The sequence below is a fragment of the Marinobacter alexandrii genome (assembly GCA_039984955.1).
Classification (GTDB): Bacteria; Bacteroidota; Bacteroidia; order Cytophagales; family Cyclobacteriaceae; genus Ekhidna.
In genome coordinates this window covers 2601927-2618732 of sequence record JBDWTN010000007.1, presented here as the reverse complement: position 1 = coordinate 2618732, position 16806 = coordinate 2601927, and the positions used below count along the sequence as shown (strand labels likewise).

Sequence of the window (16806 nt, the reverse complement as noted above, 5' to 3'; positions counted from 1 at the left end):
TTGAGATGCAGTTATAAAATAGATTCCATAAAATTATTTTGATTTTTTTCTGAGTAAACTAAAATCCATATCATCCACAGATGAAGAAATCCTTTCTGTATATAGAGAAACGGGTAATCAAGAGCTATTCGGAAATCTTTTCAATTCCTATATGCATCTAGTGTATGGCTTGTGTTTGAAGTATTTGAAAAACAGAGATGACAGTCAAGATGCCACGATGACCATCTATGAGAAGATCAGTACCAAGCTGCTTACTACTGAGGTACAACACTTCAAAAGCTGGCTATATATGGTGAGTAAAAATCATTGCCTCATGGAATTGCGTAAAAAGAATCCGGAGGTTCATGCAGATATTTTTATGGAATCCGCTGAAGCTGTGCATCTTAATGAGGAAAAGGTGGAGTTGGAAAAAGATATAGAAGCACTGGAAGCATGCATCGAAGAATTGAAAGAGCAACAAAGAAAATGTGTGAAACTATTCTTCCTTGAAAAAAAGAGCTATCTGGAGGTTAATGAGCAAACCGGGATAGATTTAAAAAAAGTGAAGAGCTACATTCAAAATGGTAAACGAAATTTGAAGATGTGCCTAGAGAATAAGAATGTCAAACGATAGAAACCATAGCGAGCAATTTGAAAGGTATCTGAAAGGTCAGATGGATCCGAAAGAAGCACATTCTTTTGAGCGTGAGGTTTTGGACGATCCTTTTGCCCAAGAAGCCCTTGAAGGTTTTGAAGCGCAAGGATCAAATTCACTTGAAGACATTAAGATTCTGAAAGAAAAAGTTTCTCCCAAGAAGAAAAAAACATTCTCCTTCATGAAAGTAGCCGCCGCTATAGCTCTACTAATTGTCGGCTTCTTCTCTATTTATCAATTTACTAATGAAATAGAAGGCGAGCAATTGGCAATCGAAGAAGAACCAATTGAGGAACTCATTCAAAGCAGCCCTGAACCAGACACCATTTCTGTCCCTACAGCTAAGGAAATAGAGTCAATTGGCGAATCGACATTGACAGAAGAAATCGATCCGAAAAAATTCAGACAAGATGGATTGAAGGTCGAAGACAAAGATGATGAAGTAGCCCAGCTGGCTATTGAAGAGGAGAATAAAGAAGAACTTCTTGTTGAAGAAATTGAAGTCGCTGAAATTCCAGAATCAGAAATAGTTGATATAGATAAATTGGTATCTGAAGATGATCAGGATATTGCAAAAGCCCTTAACAGTCAAGTAGCAGGAGTAAAAATTAATCAAGACAGAGCTGCATTGTTTATTGACACTACTCAATTAGAAGAGGTGGTCATTACAGCTCAACCTTTGGTTGCCAAGAAAGAAGCACTTGGGAATTCAATTACTGACTCGGATGAAGAAATAAAAATCGCTAAACGAGCAAAGGCATCCATACCATTGGCTACTGCAAGAAGTAAATCAACCGAAAACATATCAGGAAAAGTAACAGATGATACGGGTGAAGCTTTACCAGGAGTCAATGTAATCATCAAAGGCACAACTACTGGAGTAGTTACCGATTTGGACGGTAACTATCAAATTCCAAAAATCAACAGACAAACTTTAGTATTTGCCTATGTTGGTTTTGAATCGCAAGAGATCGATGTAGGCAGTCGGTCAACTATTGATGTGACAATGGGAGGAGCTACTGAGCTACAAGAAGTTGTAGTAACAGGATATAGCGATAATGAAGAAACAAGCCCAAGCTATTCTCCAGCCCAACCTGCTAATGGAAATAGAGCCTTTAAGAAATACCTGGAAGAAAATCTTCAATATCCTCAAGCGGCAACAGCAAACAACATTGAAGGAACTGTGGTGCTAGAATTAACCATTGATTCAAATGGTAAAGTCAGTAATATCTCCATTAAAAAAAGCCTTGGATATGGCTGTGATGAAGAAGCGATACGATTAGTGAGAGAAGGACCCAAGTGGGATGCTGCAGAAAAAGATGGAAATAAGGTTGAAGATAAATTAAGAGTGAGGGTGAAGTTTAAACTTGATCGTTGAGCACCTTAACAACCTCGGACTTATAACTTCTCCCAATAGGAACTTCTACTCCTCCTACTTCAATAGATGTATTTGAATAGGCATCAACCTTCTTTAGAGAAATGATGTACGATTTATGAACTCTTAAAAAGCAATCCGAAGGTAACTTTTGCTCGAGGTAGCTAATTTTCTGGAGAGACACTACCTCTTTCCCGTCATGTTTCTTAACTCTCACATAGTCTTTCAAACTTTCGATGTATGTAATGTCTTTCAAATAGACTTTTACCATCTTCCGATCTACCTTAAGGAAGAGAAAAGGGTCACCATCTTGAGTGGATTCTATTTTTGGCTGAGCCATTTCAAGTGTCGAACTCCCATTTTTCACTACTTTATTGATGGCCATCAAAAAGCGATCAAATGCTATTGGCTTGAGTAAGTAGTCAACAACATTGAGTTCATAGCTCTCAACGGCATATTCTCGGTAGGCAGTTGTAAAAATCACTTTAGGCGAAGGGTTTAAGACCTTCAAAAATTCTATCCCTGTCAACTTGGGCATTTGAATATCTAAGAGAAGTAAATCCACTGACTCCTTCTTCAATACATCAAATGCCTTTACCGCATTATTGCATGTTGCAATAAGCTCTAATGACTCCACACGCTCTACATAAGATTGAAGAATCTCAATGGCTAGCGGTTCATCATCAACGATTAAGCATTTAATTGACATCTGTTCTAAGATTGATGTTAAGCACTATCAAAAATGAATCTTCTGAATCGTGCATATCCAGTTTATGCTTTTCAGGATAAAGCAACTCTAATCTTCTTCTTACATTTTTTAGCCCTATCCCTTGTTTGTAGTTGAATTTGTCATCCCTATCCTCATGTTTACTTTTACTGTTTTCTACCTTTAAGGTTAGTCTTTCTGGTTTAAGTTCAAGGTCAATGCTCACCCATGCTTCATCCATTTCCTCACTTACACCATGTTTAAAGCTGTTTTCTACAAAAGGCAAAAGCATTAAAGGAGCTACCCGCATTGCTGTAGCCTGTCCGAGAATATTAAAAGAAATATTCAGCCGCTCACCGTATCGAATTTGTTCTAGGGAAATATAGTCCTTCAACAGTTTGACTTCTTTCTCAACAAGAACTTCATCAGCTGTGCACTCATAAAGCATGTAATTGAGTAAATCTGAAAGCTTCAATACTACTTCTGGGGCATCTTTTGACTGCTTCAGCGTCAATGCGTAAAGGTTGTTAAGCGTATTAAACAAAAAATGAGGATGAACCTGAGCTTTCAAAAAATTTAATTCAGCCTTAAGCTTTTCCTCAACCAACAATTGATTCGCTCTTTGCTCTCGATACCAATACTTAAACCACTTAATCACTATTGCCAAGACCAAGACTGGATAAATCTTGGTGGTGTTTTTCAGCATTTTTCCAAAATTCAAAAAGTATGGATTGTAATCATTATCAGGCCAGAATATCGGCTTCTGTACTAAGACGTAGTTGAGCCAAAGCAATCCACTAACTACTAAAATCACCAGAACCAAATAAATGATGAACTCTATATAGCGTTCCTTGAATAGGAACTTGGGCATCAGAAAATAAAGCGTGAAGTAAACAGCTGGAATTTGGAGAACAGCATCAGTAAGTAGAATCAGGTATTGCCGTCCATAGTCTTCCTCAAAACTTCCATACACCAGTGCGAAGAAGCTTATGAATACAATCCAAAACACAAAGTGCCATAGAATCCTTGGGGGCCTAAATAGAATATCTTCAAGTTTAATGCGACTCATAATCCACTCCTATTACGTTCAAACTTATCAATTCCACTGGATAATTGATCTTCCATCGACAAACAACATCCTTATTCTGTCAAACAACCAATCTCTATCTCTAAGAGGCATTAAGTAAGTCAAAAAATGTGTTGAGGATTAGTAAAATGCAGTTTAGCTAAAAAAGTAATGAAGTAGGAACTAAGGCGATCCTGATAGGTATACGCATTCAAATCCTACTACTATGACTAAAGTTGTGTTAGCCTTGAGTTTACTTTTTTGTACACTATTTCTCTCTGCTCAAGAGACCCGTCAAACATTTAGATACATCATAAAAAAATCAACGGAATCCATCAAGATTGACGGTGAAGAAAATGATCCCGCCTGGGAGAACACGCAAGACATCCCTTACTTTATTAACCACTGGCCCATTGATTCTGGCAGATCTGAAACATTGACCAAAGTGAAAGTCACCTACGATGATGACTACCTATATATACTAGCAACTTGTTTTGATAACGGCACACGCATCGTGCAGTCATTAAGAAGAGATGATGAAGATGCTCATTGGAATAGTGACAATTTCACCATTGTCATAGATCCAATGAACAATAAACAAAATGGGTTCATTTTTGGTGTGAATGCGGGCGGTTCTCAATTGGAAGGGCAATTAAATGTGCAAGGTGCACGAACTCAATATGATCAAAATTGGGACAATAAATGGTATTCGGTGGTGAAGTCAAATGACAAAAATTGGACTGCTGAGTTTGCTATCCCATTCAAAACATTGAGATACTCTCCCAATCAATCAGAGTGGGGAATCAACTTCATAAGAGGAGATATGGAGCGAAATGAGTTTTCTACCTGGACACAGTTTCCACTTAATTATGGAGGTATTGATTTAAACTTTATGGGTACGCTGGATTGGGAGCAGAATCCAAAAAAAGCTTCCGGGAAAGTTGTATTGATTCCATACCTATCAGGAGGAACACAGAGAGACTTTGAGGAGACTGAGCAAACATCTTATAAAAAAACACGCGATACCGGACTAGATGCCAAGATTGCCGTTACTGGCTCGTTGAACCTGGATCTAACTATTAATCCAGACTTCTCTAATGTTGATGTAGATCAGCAAGTCACAAATCTTTCCCGATTTAGCATCTTCTTTCCCGAGAGGCGAAATTTTTTCTTAGAAAATGGCGACATCTTCTCAAACTTTGGAACATGGCAGATTTCCCCTTTTTTTTCACGCCGTATCGGCTTAGTTGATGGAGAACAGGTTCCCATTACTCATGGAGCTCGTCTGACAGGGAATATCTCCAACAGCACTCGAATAGGTGTTATGAATATTCGAACGAGTCAATTCGATACAATAGCCGTACAGAATTACTCTGTTGCAGCCATCCATCAGCAGGTATTGGATCGCTCAGTCATCAAAGCCATTTTTATTAATAGGCAAGCTGGAGAGACCTTAGAGACCGGACAGTTTGCTCGAAATGGAGGACTTGAATTCGCTTACTTATCTAACGATGGAAAATTGGGAAATACTGTTCGATTTCATGCTGCAACTACCGATGATGGTTTGAGTGACAATCATTTTTATGGATTCAACGGGAATTATAACAGCAGAAACCTTCGTATGGGTTGGTCATTTGATGTGGTTGGTGAAAATTACATTACAGAGTTAGGGTTCAACCCAAGATTAGAGAACTATAACGCAGAAACAGAAGAAACTACTCGTAAGGGATTTACACGCATAAATCCATGGATTAACTATCGCTTTTTCCCTGAAAAAGGGAAATTAAATTCGCATGGGCCAGTATCATGGTTTAACATGTTCTTAAATCAAGATGGCACAGGTTTAAATGAAAGGACTCATGGTTTAGGCTATAACTTCAATTTTAAGAATACTTCATGGTTGAGGCCAAACATGGTCTATCGCGAAGTGAATCTGCCCGTACCTACTACATTACTTGGTGATGATTTTGAACCTCTCCCAGTTGCCAATTATCGATTCACCAGAGCAGATGTCAGATATAACACCGACCGAAGAAAAGTAGTAAGCGCAAATCTTATTTTTGGGTTTGGAAATTTCTTCAACGGTACAAGAGTCAATACCTCAACAGGTTTGAACTTTCGCGCCCAACCTTGGGGAAATTTTGGAATCTCTTACGATTATAACAAAGTGCAATTACCTGGAGCCTTTGGTGAAGCAGATTTTCACTTATTGCGAACCAATGCTCAAATCAGCTTTTCCAACACTATGTTCTTAACATCAGCAGTTCAATTCAATTCGCAGAGCGAAAACTATAACTTCTTTACGCGATTTCAGTGGCGCTACCGACCAATGTCAGACTTTTTTCTTGTGTATACAGATAATTACGAAATGGATGGATTAGGCTTAAAAGACCGCCAAATTGTGTTTAAAGCAACTTATTGGTTGAATTTGTAGCTGAGATCATTCTATCTTTTTTCTGCATATCTTGATGGATAGCTACATCAACATATCCCAGACTAATGAGGTAATCCTGAACATCCTTTCCAAAATTCTCATGAATTTCAAAATAGATTTTTCCTCCGTCTTTTAGTGATATCAATCCTATAGTTGCAATCCGTTTATAGAAAACAATTGGATCAGAATCCGGCACAAAAAGGGCAATATTAGGCTCATGCTGAAGTACATTCTTATTCATATGCTCCCTATCCTCTTCTGGAATGTAAGGCGGATTACTTACTAAAATATCGAGTTCACTTTGCAGCAATTCATCTTTCAAAACATCGTGCTGAAAAACAGTTATCTCTGCATTCAATCTCTTCGCATTTTCCTGTGCGATCTGGATCGCACCTTTAGATGTATCAGTACCATAAACAATGCCACCTATTTCCAGAGATAGTGAGATTCCAATACATCCTGAACCTACTCCTATATCTAGAATTCTTGGCTTTTCAAGTTCATTTTTGTGAACTATCAGTTCGATCAATTCTTCGGTTTCAGGTCTCGGAATCAAAGCCCCGGGAGAGATTTTGAATTTCCTTCCATAAAAGTCAGCCACCTCTGTCACATATTGAATTGGTTCGTGATTTAGTAGTCGACCTATCAATTCTTCTAATTTCTCTGAATCTAGCCCTCTGCTTTCCTCAGCAATAACATCCGCAAGTTTTATATTAAAAACATCTTCCAGCAATAGATAAGTAATGCTTTCAGCTTCTCGCCTATCATAAATTTTTTCCAGTCGTTTCGCTGTTTCTTGCCAGATTTGCTTGACATTTTGCATAGCAAAGCGAAACTACACATTCAATGGATGATAGGCGATATATGAAACGTGCGCTAGAACTAGCCGAACTTGGTCGAGGGTCAATCTCCCCCAATCCGATGGTGGGCTGTGTCATTGTTCATGAGGACACTATTGTGGGAGAAGGCTATCACCAGGAATATGGAAAACCTCATGCAGAAGTCAATGCAATCAATGCTGTAAAGGATCACTCCGTACTTGCCAAAAGCACCGCTTATGTTACGTTAGAGCCATGTGCTCATCATGGCAAAACTCCTCCGTGTGCTGATTTATTGATTCAAAAAAAAATCAAACGAGTTGTAATCGCCTCTAGAGATCCTTTTGAAAAGGTAAACGGAAAGGGGATTAAAAAACTAAAAGCAGCAGGAGTCGAAGTTGTAATCGGTTTACATAAAGAAGAGGCTGAAAAATTAAATATCAGATTCTTTACTTCTATTCAGCAGGAAAGACCTTATGTAATCTTGAAATGGGCACAGACTTCTGATGGCTTTGTCGCAAGAGAAAATTATGATTCAAAATGGATTAGCAATCAATACTCACGGCAGTTAGTACATAAATGGCGCACAGAAGAAGATGCAATTCTTGTGGGGAAGAATACTGCCATTTATGACAACCCACAACTTACCGCTAGAGAATGGGAAGGAAAAAACCCCATTCGAATCTTACTAGATAGCAATCTAGAAGTCAATAAAGACTCAAATCTTTTCAATGACTTTGCACCTACTTTGATTTTTAATTCTTTGAAAGAGGAAAAGAAGAAGAATCTTGAATGGATTAAAATAGACATGAACAATCCGTGGAGTGTCCTTAGAAAGCTTCATGAAAGAAGAGTACAATCAGTTATAATAGAAGGAGGATCTCAAGTATTGAACTCTTTTATCAATGAAAATTGTTGGGATGAAGCTAGGGTTTTCACTTCAAAAGAGTCCTTCGAAAAAGGTGTTCTTGCTCCGCAAATTGATGGAATAACTAGAGAAGAGAAGATTTTTGATGATATACTAACTTTTTATAAAAACATTAATGGCTGAAGATTTAACAATTGTAAAGGAAGGGACTAAAGAAGAGAGGTATGAAGCATTACTGCCTCAGATTCAAGGGCTTCTGTACGGAGAAACAAATCTGATTGCCAATCTCGCTAACATAGCAGCTGCACTAAAAGAAGGCATGAATTTCTTTTGGGTTGGCTTTTACCAAGTTGATTCCGAAGATGAACTCGTTCTCGGACCATTTCAAGGTCCTGTTGCGTGCACTCGTATTAAAAAGGGTAAAGGTGTATGTGGTGCAAGTTGGCAAAGAGATGAAGTATTGATTGTTCCAAACGTAGATGAGTTTCCAGGTCACATTGCATGCGCTTCAGCTTCGAAATCCGAAATTGTTATACCTATTAAAAAAGATGGAAAGACCATGTGTGTATTGGATGTAGACAGTGATATACTTGCCGACTTTGATGAAATCGATCAGAAATATCTTCAAAAAATCCTAGATCTTCTTCCTTAACATACTTTAACTGCATATCTGGCTTCTATCATCATTATATAGACCAAGCGCTGTATTTTTGCCCCCGTGTCGGACAAGGTGAAAATAAGATTGAGTTTTCTAGGAGCAATTATATGCTGGCTGCTTTTTTCAGGCTCTAGCATATACCTTCTTTTTGTCCAGAACTACGACATGAAGGTAGATTTTTCTAACTTCTTCCCTCAGTTGTCATTTACCGGATTTGTTCTATTCACTTTCGCGTACTACAGGTATGTAATAACAAAGGCTGATTCGCTCAACTTCACAGACTTATTGTGGAAAGTATTCATCACCGGTCTAATTACAACCTTAATATCACTAGCTATTCAGCTATTTTTCAACCTATTTGCAAGATCTACTCTGGTAGAAAGCCCGCTCACTATTAACTTCTTCTATAATATTTTAATAGCTCTAGTGGTCATATTTATGGTTTCCACTTTAGTCGTTTGGAAGCGATTGATTCTCTATCAAAAATCAAAAAGACTACTTCAGCTTTGGGGATTGTTTGAAATAGCTCTCGTTGCAGCTCTACTATTTGATTTCTTTAATCTAAAGGTTGATGATGCTAATTTTCGATTCTCGCTTATTGTCCTAGGCTGTTTCTCAATCATCCTCGTATTCAATCTCAAATGGGTTGCCTATTTAAATTTTAAGCAAAAGTGGAAGGGAATACTATTTATTATTCTATCCGCTATCTATCTCTATCATTTTATACTTAACCTTCTAAAATTCTCTTACACCGAAGTTTTGGTGATTGATTTATTAGATAGAGTATTTGTTTGGGGTGTTTTTGGATTCCTTTTTTTATATGCTGTCATATCCATTTTAGTAACGCTTTTTAATCTTCCTACATCCTCTGTTTTTGAACAAAAATTGAAAGAGGCTATAGATTTTCAAAAACTTAGTCAGTCAATCCCCAGAGGTGAAACAAAAGATCAGACCTATGAAATTCTATTAGAAAGCTCAATGAGCGCCGTATTTGCTGATGCTGCATGGTTAGAGGTTATCGAAGATGGCGGAAGAACTCAAGTTATCCGAAACTTAAGAGATGACGATATACAAGGAATAAAATCCGCGATCAAAACAGATACTATAAAATCAATACTTCAACTTGAGCTCAAAAATGAAGTCAGTCCTGGGAAGTTGACGGATGGCATTAAGCATGCAAAATTTAAATCCATCATCGCACTACCCATTATGGTTCAGGATAGCCAAGTTGGTTTTATTGTTCTCTTAAATGAGGTCTCTGAAGCATTTAACCGCGAAATGGTAAATATCATTACAACTTTTGTAAATCAGGCAAGTATTTCATTGGAAAACCTCACACTCATTCAGGAGTCCATTGAAAATGAACGCTATAAAGAGCAGTTAAAAATTGCCAAGAACGTTCAAAAAAGCCTCCTTCCAAGAGCTTTGATCAATAATGATCATCTTACAATGTCTGCGTTTTCTATGGCTGCAGATGAAGTCGGAGGCGACTACTATGATATTTTAGAATATCAAAAAAATAAGTTTGGAGTGATTATCGGAGATGTTTCGGGTAAGGGTACGAGTGCTGCATTTCAAATGGCTCAAATGAAAGGAATATTTCACAGTCTAGTTGCACAAGGTAAATCACCAGAAGAGTTTAACAAACAAGCCAATATGGCCTTAAGTCAATGCCTTGAAAAGTCATCTTTCATCACCGCAACGTACTTTGATATTGATACGACTAAAAATATTTTACATTTTTCACGAGCGGGACATTGCCCTAGTTTGTTCTACTGCAAAAAGGAAGATGAAGTAAATTTTCTCAAGTGTGATGGTATGGGCTTAGGAATTCTTAGAAACTCAAAGTACGATGATTACGTTTATAGCAACACTGTGAACTATAACGAAGGAGATACTCTTCTTCTATATACTGACGGTATTACTGAGGCAAAGAATATTGACGGGGAGCAATTTGGAAGCGAACGGTTAAAAGATTCATTCACCATCCATGCCTCGAAAGCACCCAACCAAGTCAAAGAAGGAATTAAAGATGATCTATCTGAATTTATAGGAGAGATGATTATTGATGATGACTACACATTAGTGGTCATAAAATTTAAAGATAAAGGAAAAAATGGCTGAAATAAATACTGAAAATAACGATGGAATTCATTTTATAACCGTAAATGGAGATATTGATGCTGGTTCAAGTATTTATCTTGACAATGCCTTTAAAGAGGCTCTTGGAGATGGTGAGAAGAAAATCATTGCTGATTTGTCGGGGCTGGACTATATCTCTTCTGCCGGACTTGGCGTATTTATCTCACACCTTGATGAATTCAAGTTGCAAAATATAGAATTGGCATTGTTTGGAATAAACGACTCAGTGAAACAAGTTTTTGATATTCTAGGTTTGGAAAAGTTATTAACAATAGAAGAAACGAAAGAAGCAGCCATCAAAGCGTTAAATGATTAAGAGATTAACCATAGGGTGTGATAAAAATGAATTGGTAAAAATACGTCAATTCACATCAGATATGCTGGAAGAACATAGCGTACCTGACTTACAAGCACATAAATTGGTTCTTGCAGTAGACGAAGTATGCGCTAATCTGATCATACATGCCAATGACTGCAATCCTGAAAGTCGTATAGAATTTGACATAGACTTTAAGCCCAAACAAATCATTTTCACATTTAGAGACAGAGGGGCTGGTTTTGACATCAATGAATATGAATCTCCATCAATGGAAGAGTTAGTATCATCACGCAGGCAAGGTGGTTTAGGCTTAATGCTTGTCAAAAGAATAATGGATAAAATTGAGTTCTCTACTGAAAAGAATCATAATATTTGCAAGCTCATTAAAATGTATCCTTAAGTGAGAAACATCCTCATTTTCAATATTTTATTTATTACTGGCTGTCAGTATTTCCAACCGAAGGAAGAGACTCAGGAAAAGGTTATCGCAAAAGTGGGAGATAAAAGACTATTAGAATCTTCTCTGCAAGACTTGATTCCTGCTAATCTCTCTATCATAGACAGCTCAGTTTTTGTTGAGAAGTTTATTCTCGATTGGGTGAAGAAACAATTAATGATTGCACGAGCAGAAGAGGCAATTGATTTCAATGAAGCAAGAATCCAAAAGAAGGTACTGGACTATCAGTATGCGCTGATGGTTCATGAGTTAGAGAAAAAATATATAGACGCTAATCTCAATGATGAGGTGGATGATCTGGAAATAGAGGCATACTATCAAAATAAAGCAGAAAATTTTATCCTTAGACAAAACTTAGCCAAATGTATTTATTTTAAGATTCCTTCAAATTCGCCGAATGTATGGAGATTTAGAAGAAATTTGAAAAATTACCCAAAGGACACAACAAAAATCTGGGAATATGCTAATGAGCATGCGATCAAAGCTTTCATTGAGGACTCAGTTTGGGTAAAGTTTGATGAGGTATTACTTGAGACTCCTCTCAAGGACGTTAGCGATAAGGTTTCATTTCTCAAAACAAATAGCTCAGTAGAGGTTTCTGACGAAGATTATATTTATTTCCTTAGGATTTTTGAATACAAGTTAGTCGGTGAAATTGCCCCTTTAGAGTTTATAAAAGAAAGTGTTTCTGATATTATCATTAACAAGCGTAAAATAGCTCTGAAGATAGAGTTAGAGAAGAAAATTTATGAAGAAGCAGAACAGACAAATGCGTTTGAGATTTATAGTAATTAGTACAGCAATCCTGCTGTCATTCAGCGGTTTAGCGCAAGATAGTGAAGTAGCAATAGATAAAATCATTGCCAAGGTTGATGATTATATTATTTTAAAATCAGAACTAGAACGTTCCTATCTTGATTTTCTATCAAGAGGAGAAGCGCGTGGCAGTAACGCAAAGTGCAACATACTTCAACAGCTGGTAGTCAACAAAATGCTAATGGCCCAATCAGAAATTGATTCAATTTTTGTGGACGATTCTGAAGTTAACTTAAGTCTTGACAGGCGGATGTCTGTTATGGCCCAACAGTTTGGAGGAGAGTCTGAAATTGAAAGAGCTTATGGAAAAAGTATCACTCAGATTCGAGCTGAAATCTTCGATAACATTAAAGAGCAGCTCACTATTCAACGTATGCAATCTGAGCTTACCTCAGGCATGAAGGTTACACCCTCAGAAGTAAAGAAGTTCTTTAAAAATATTCCTCAAGACTCACTTCCCTATTTCTCAACGGAGGTATCAGTAGCTCAAATAGTGAAAGAGCCAAAACCTGGTAAATCTCAGAAAGATAAGGTTCGAAATCTCATGCTCGATATCCGTGAAAGATTAGAGAGAGGAGAATCCTTTGCTGCTTTGGCAAAACAATATTCGCAAGACCCGGGATCTGCCGCTAGAGGAGGAGAACTTGGTTTTTATAGTCGTGGAGAGTTAGCTCCAGAATATGAAGCTGCATCACTCTCTATGTCTCCAGGCGAAATTTCCATGCCAGTTGAAACACAATTTGGATATCACGTAATACAGCTTCTGGAAAAAAGGGGGAATACGTATAAGACCAAACACATCCTCATTAGCCCTCAACCAAATCAGGAGGATTATAAAAGAGCTGAAAATTATATCGACAGTATCCGAACACTCATTACATTGGATAGTATTACATTCCAATCAGCAGCAAAAGAACATTCTGATGATCAACAGACTTCCTCCGCTGGAGGATACTTCCAAGATGAAACAGGTGCCTTAAGAATTCCTGCGGAGCAGCTAGATCCAAATATCTTCTTTACGATTGACACTATGAAAATTGGAAATATAACCAAGCCATTGCGCTTTCAGAAAGAAGATGGAAGTTATGCTTTTAGAATCATCTATTACAACAATAAAATAGCACCTCACCAAGCAAATCTTAATGATGATTATCAAAAGATTGCGGCCGCATCATTAGCTCAAAAACGAAACCTTAAAATTTCTAATTGGTTTGACAAAGCCAGGGGTAATGTATTCATAGAGGTGGATCCTGAGTATGATTACTGTAACCTGACAAATTAATTTTCGATTAAGAAAAGAATAAATTCACTGAACAAATAAATAACTGAATGGCTGATACAAAAGATGTACAATTGGCGGATGATCTTTCCAAAGATTTTAAAAGGTTGGAGACTGAAATATCCCAAAAGATTATAGGCCAGCCTGAAGTTGTTAGATTGTTAATTACATCACTGTTTTGTAATGGACATTCATTGCTGGTAGGTGTTCCAGGTCTTGCAAAGACATTGCTTGTACAAACTGTATCAAAATGTCTATCTCTAGATTTTAATAGAATCCAATTCACACCAGATCTTATGCCTTCTGATATTTTGGGCGCTGAAACTCTAGATAAAGAAAGAAACTTAAGGTTTATTCAAGGTCCAATCTTTGCCAATGTGATTTTAGCAGATGAAATCAACAGAACTCCACCAAAAACACAATCTGCTTTGCTGGAATCAATGCAAGAAGGAGCAGTAACTATTGCCGGTAAAAATTACACACTAGATAAACCATTTTTTGTTTTAGCAACTCAAAATCCAATAGAACAAGAAGGAACCTATCCGCTTCCTGAAGCACAGCTTGATAGATTCATGTTTATGATCAAGCTGGACTATCCAAGCTACGAAGACGAGATAGAAGTAATAAAGAGTACCACATCCCAACAAACAGGAGAAGTAAAGGAAGTGATCTCAAAAGAAGTCATATTGAATTATCAAAAACTTATCAGAAAAGTTCCAGTAGCTGATAATGTTTTTGAATATGCAGTGAATCTTGTGACAAAAACAAGGCCTGATGGCGAAAAGGCAGATCCTATTGCCAAAGAGTATTTAGAGTGGGGTGCTGGCCCTAGAGCAGGTCAATTTTTGATTCTTGCCGCAAAATGCAATGCACTTATCAATGGCAAATACTCCCCTGATATTGAGGATATTAAATCTGTTGCTATTCCTGTATTAAGACACAGGATTGTTAAGAATTTTAAAGCTGAAGCAGAACGAGTTACCGAGGAGAAGATTATTTCTGATCTTCTCTAAAATTGCTTCAAAAATCGAATATCGTTTTCTGAAAAAAGTCTCAAATCGTCTAACTGATATTTCAGCATAGTAACGCGTTCGATTCCCATTCCAAATGCGAATCCGCTATACTTAGTTGAATCTATCCCACAATTTTCCAAAACATTTGGATCTACCATCCCTGAACCTGCAATCTCAACCCAGCCAGTTTGTTTACAAATTTTACAACCTGACCCTCCACAGATAAAGCAGCTAATATCAATTTCAGCACTTGGCTCTGTAAAAGGAAAGTATGAAGGCCTCAATCTGATTTTTGTATCCTTCCCAAACATTTCCTTTGAGAAGTGATACAGTGTATTCTTTAGATCTTTAAAACTAATATTCTTTCCAACTACAAGTCCTTCAACCTGATGAAAAAAGCAATGTGCTCTAGCAGATATTGCCTCATTCCGAAAAACTCTCCCTGGCATGATGGAACGGATAGGTGGTTTCTTATTTTTCATCAAGCGTATTTGAACATTTGATGTATGTGTCCTCAAAAGAATATCTGGATTTTTTTCAATGAAATAAGTATCCTGCATCTCACGCGCAGGATGATTTTCGGGGAAATTCAGCGCAGTAAAGTTGTTCCAATCATTATCTATTTCTGGTCCATCTTCTACATTGAATCCCTGTCGCTCAAAAATCTCAATGATTCGATTTTTAGTTTGTGAAATTGGATGAATAGAGCCTTCCACACCGTACTCTCCTGGTAGCGTTACATCTACATTTTCAGAAGATACACTTCCGCCTACTACTTGGCTAGATAGATCTTTGAGTTTGATTTGAGCAAGGTTTTTAAGATTATTAAGAGCTGGGCCTAGTTCGCGTTTTTGCTCAGCCGGAACTTTCTTAAAGTCTTCAAAGAGATCATTTATCACATTATTCTTACCGATAAATTTCAGCCGGAACTTTTCTACCTCATCACTGCTTTGTGCAGTGGCTTTTTCTACTTCTGAAATAAATAATTTTACTTTCTCCAGCATGATTGCAATTCGATATTGAATTGCAAAAATAGTAATTAAACTGAGGTATGTGTTTTACTCAATTTTATTTCTGGCGGCATAATTTTAGCAAGCCTTGCAGCTTCTCTTCGTATTAATTTTCTATCTAGGATAGCGCCAATACTTGCTGTCAAAACTGCCATGATAAAAATTAACCACAGCTCCCCAACAGACTGGAAAACTACAGCCATAGTGATCACGAAGATATTATAGGAAGCCAAACACAAAGTAGAGTGTCCATGAGTAAGTCCTAACTTTAATAGAACGTGATGTGTGTGATTTCTGTCTGGAGCCAATGGAGGCGCGCCAGTAACAAAGCGTATGAGAATCACTCTTAAAGTATCATATATGGGTAAGATAAATAGTGCAAAGCTTGTTGCTACTGGAGCTAATATCGTTGACGGAGGAATTGGTATTGCTAAAAATTTAACCATTAAGGTAGTAAGCATGAAACCAAAAACCATTGAGCCAGTATCTCCCATAAAAACCTTCGATGGATACCAATTGTATAGTAGGAAGCCTAATGATGCGCCAGAAATTGAAAAAGCCAAACAAGCATCAACGTAATAACCACTTTGAAAAGCTACCCATCCAAGAAAAGAAGAAATTATAAGAGCTATACTGCCTGCTAAACCATCTATCCCATCTATTAGATTAAATGCATTGGTCATCACTACGATCACAAAAACTGTGAAAATTTCATTAAAAACCCAAGGAAAAGAAGTAATTCCAAATAGTCCATTAAGTCCATGAATCTGAACATCTCCAAAATAGACCACCATGAAAGCAGAAAAAATTTGGACAACTAATTTGTGTTGTGCTAAGAGACTTGATAAGTCATCACGTACTCCCAATAGGAAAATTAAAACAGTGGCTCCAAGAAAATATTTTTCAGTTGCTATATCTACTAGTGAAGTAGAAAGAAGAAGGGCAAAGATGATTCCTGCAAAAATTGCAATACCACCTAAAGATGGCGTACTTACGCTATGGATTTTTCTTTTGTCAGGCTTATCTAGAAGATTAATAGACTTGAAAACTCTTATTACTATTGGCATAAGAGTTAGTGTTACTAAAAAGGAAGCTGCTATGGCTAGCGGTAGTACCATGATCATTATTTAAGTCATCTGTTTTATCAAATGAGAACTCAAAAATGTAAACTTTTTAAGGGAATATTAGACTATTTCGGCAAATAGGTGAAT

At 37.2% G+C, this 16806-nt stretch carries 16 protein-coding genes; 11 read left to right on the top strand and 5 right to left on the bottom strand.

Annotation, left to right across the window (positions count from 1 at the left end; genetic code table 11):
• Positions 1–49: 49 nt before the first annotated feature.
• Positions 50–613 carry a sigma-70 family RNA polymerase sigma factor gene (locus ABJQ32_18010; GenBank protein ID MEP5291556.1) on the top strand — a complete coding sequence of 188 codons (564 nt, stop codon included), beginning with the start codon at positions 50–52 and terminating at the stop codon, positions 611–613.
• On the top strand, positions 600–2012 hold the full coding sequence (locus tag ABJQ32_18005; GenBank protein MEP5291555.1) for a TonB family protein: 1413 nt from the start codon (positions 600–602) through the stop codon (positions 2010–2012). Before ABJQ32_18010 ends, ABJQ32_18005 begins: the two co-directional genes overlap by 14 nt.
• Here the strand turns inward: ABJQ32_18005 and ABJQ32_18000 are convergent.
• Together ABJQ32_18000 and ABJQ32_17995 are read right to left on the bottom strand one after the other, a co-directional pair.
• Positions 1996–2718, bottom strand: a complete 723-nt coding sequence (locus ABJQ32_18000) for a LytTR family DNA-binding domain-containing protein (GenBank protein MEP5291554.1) — start codon at positions 2716–2718, stop codon at positions 1996–1998. The two genes, ABJQ32_18005 and ABJQ32_18000, sit on opposite strands and share 17 nt — an antisense overlap.
• On the bottom strand, positions 2708–3784 hold the full coding sequence (locus ABJQ32_17995) for a histidine kinase (protein MEP5291553.1): 1077 nt from the start codon (positions 3782–3784) through the stop codon (positions 2708–2710). Before ABJQ32_17995 ends, ABJQ32_18000 begins: the two co-directional genes overlap by 11 nt.
• Positions 3785–4007: 223 nt before the next feature.
• On the opposite strand from ABJQ32_17995, the gene ABJQ32_17990 reads away from it, so the two are divergent.
• The gene (locus tag ABJQ32_17990; GenBank protein MEP5291552.1) at positions 4008–6215 is read left to right on the top strand and encodes a DUF5916 domain-containing protein; all 2208 of its coding nucleotides are present in this window, start codon (positions 4008–4010) and stop codon (positions 6213–6215) included.
• Here the strand turns inward: ABJQ32_17990 and prmC are convergent.
• Complete coding sequence (gene prmC, locus ABJQ32_17985) at positions 6187–7038, bottom strand: peptide chain release factor N(5)-glutamine methyltransferase (protein ID MEP5291551.1); 852 nt, start codon at positions 7036–7038, stop codon at positions 6187–6189. The two genes, ABJQ32_17990 and prmC, sit on opposite strands and share 29 nt — an antisense overlap.
• Positions 7039–7061: 23 nt before the next feature.
• Between prmC and ribD the strand changes: the two genes are divergently transcribed.
• The 8 genes from ribD (at position 7062) to ABJQ32_17945 (ending at position 14585) form a co-directional block, all read left to right on the top strand.
• Positions 7062–8084 (top strand): bifunctional diaminohydroxyphosphoribosylaminopyrimidine deaminase/5-amino-6-(5-phosphoribosylamino)uracil reductase RibD, encoded by a 1023-nt coding sequence (ribD, locus tag ABJQ32_17980; protein MEP5291550.1) that lies wholly within the window; start codon positions 7062–7064, stop codon positions 8082–8084.
• Complete coding sequence (locus ABJQ32_17975) at positions 8077–8553, top strand: GAF domain-containing protein (protein ID MEP5291549.1); 477 nt, start codon at positions 8077–8079, stop codon at positions 8551–8553. The genes ribD and ABJQ32_17975 overlap by 8 nt, the downstream gene beginning before the upstream one ends.
• Before the next feature lie 171 nt (positions 8554–8724).
• Positions 8725–10683: a SpoIIE family protein phosphatase gene (locus ABJQ32_17970; GenBank protein ID MEP5291548.1), complete on the top strand. Its 1959-nt coding sequence runs from the start codon at positions 8725–8727 to the stop codon at positions 10681–10683.
• Positions 10676–11017, top strand: coding sequence for an STAS domain-containing protein (locus tag ABJQ32_17965; protein ID MEP5291547.1), 342 nt, complete (start codon positions 10676–10678; stop codon positions 11015–11017). The genes ABJQ32_17970 and ABJQ32_17965 overlap by 8 nt, the downstream gene beginning before the upstream one ends.
• Positions 11010–11420, top strand: coding sequence for an ATP-binding protein (locus ABJQ32_17960; protein ID MEP5291546.1), 411 nt, complete (start codon positions 11010–11012; stop codon positions 11418–11420). The genes ABJQ32_17965 and ABJQ32_17960 overlap by 8 nt, the downstream gene beginning before the upstream one ends.
• Positions 11421–12272, top strand: coding sequence for a hypothetical protein (locus ABJQ32_17955; GenBank protein ID MEP5291545.1), 852 nt, complete (start codon positions 11421–11423; stop codon positions 12270–12272). It abuts the gene before it with no gap.
• Entirely contained in the window at positions 12226–13575 is a 1350-nt protein-coding gene (locus ABJQ32_17950; GenBank protein ID MEP5291544.1) for a peptidylprolyl isomerase, read from the top strand. The genes ABJQ32_17955 and ABJQ32_17950 overlap by 47 nt, the downstream gene beginning before the upstream one ends.
• A 47-nt stretch (positions 13576–13622) precedes the next feature.
• A complete protein-coding gene (locus tag ABJQ32_17945; protein MEP5291543.1) occupies positions 13623–14585 on the top strand; it encodes a MoxR family ATPase in 963 nt (320 codons plus the stop codon).
• On the opposite strand, the gene pheS is transcribed toward ABJQ32_17945, so the two are convergent.
• Both pheS and ABJQ32_17935 read right to left on the bottom strand, forming a co-directional pair.
• Positions 14582–15589, bottom strand: a complete 1008-nt coding sequence (gene pheS / locus ABJQ32_17940; protein MEP5291542.1) for a phenylalanine--tRNA ligase subunit alpha — start codon at positions 15587–15589, stop codon at positions 14582–14584. The genes ABJQ32_17945 and pheS overlap by 4 nt on opposite strands.
• Positions 15590–15624: 35 nt before the next feature.
• Entirely contained in the window at positions 15625–16713 is a 1089-nt protein-coding gene (locus tag ABJQ32_17935; GenBank protein MEP5291541.1) for an MraY family glycosyltransferase, read from the bottom strand.
• Between the last annotated feature and the right edge of the window lie 93 nt (positions 16714–16806).

Bases quoted from the DNA above. Each gene is read 5' to 3' on its own strand.
- ribD (MEP5291550.1), top strand. From the start codon at position 7,062: ATGGATGATAGGCGATATATGAAACGTGCGCTAGAACTAGCCGAACTT.
- ABJQ32_18000 (MEP5291554.1), bottom strand. From the start codon at position 2,718: ATGTCAATTAAATGCTTAATCGTTGATGATGAACCGCTAGCCATTGAG.
- ABJQ32_17970 (MEP5291548.1), top strand. From the start codon at position 8,725: ATGAAGGTAGATTTTTCTAACTTCTTCCCTCAGTTGTCATTTACCGGA.
- ABJQ32_17995 (MEP5291553.1), bottom strand. From the start codon at position 3,784: ATGAGTCGCATTAAACTTGAAGATATTCTATTTAGGCCCCCAAGGATT.
- ABJQ32_18005 (MEP5291555.1), top strand. From the start codon at position 600: ATGTCAAACGATAGAAACCATAGCGAGCAATTTGAAAGGTATCTGAAA.
- ABJQ32_17945 (MEP5291543.1), top strand. From the start codon at position 13,623: ATGGCTGATACAAAAGATGTACAATTGGCGGATGATCTTTCCAAAGAT.
- prmC (MEP5291551.1), bottom strand. From the start codon at position 7,038: ATGCAAAATGTCAAGCAAATCTGGCAAGAAACAGCGAAACGACTGGAA.
- ABJQ32_17960 (MEP5291546.1), top strand. From the start codon at position 11,010: ATGATTAAGAGATTAACCATAGGGTGTGATAAAAATGAATTGGTAAAA.
- ABJQ32_17990 (MEP5291552.1), top strand. From the start codon at position 4,008: ATGACTAAAGTTGTGTTAGCCTTGAGTTTACTTTTTTGTACACTATTT.
- ABJQ32_17975 (MEP5291549.1), top strand. From the start codon at position 8,077: ATGGCTGAAGATTTAACAATTGTAAAGGAAGGGACTAAAGAAGAGAGG.
- ABJQ32_17965 (MEP5291547.1), top strand. From the start codon at position 10,676: ATGGCTGAAATAAATACTGAAAATAACGATGGAATTCATTTTATAACC.
- ABJQ32_17950 (MEP5291544.1), top strand. From the start codon at position 12,226: ATGAAGAAGCAGAACAGACAAATGCGTTTGAGATTTATAGTAATTAGT.
- pheS (MEP5291542.1), bottom strand. From the start codon at position 15,589: ATGCTGGAGAAAGTAAAATTATTTATTTCAGAAGTAGAAAAAGCCACT.
- ABJQ32_17935 (MEP5291541.1), bottom strand. From the start codon at position 16,713: ATGGTACTACCGCTAGCCATAGCAGCTTCCTTTTTAGTAACACTAACT.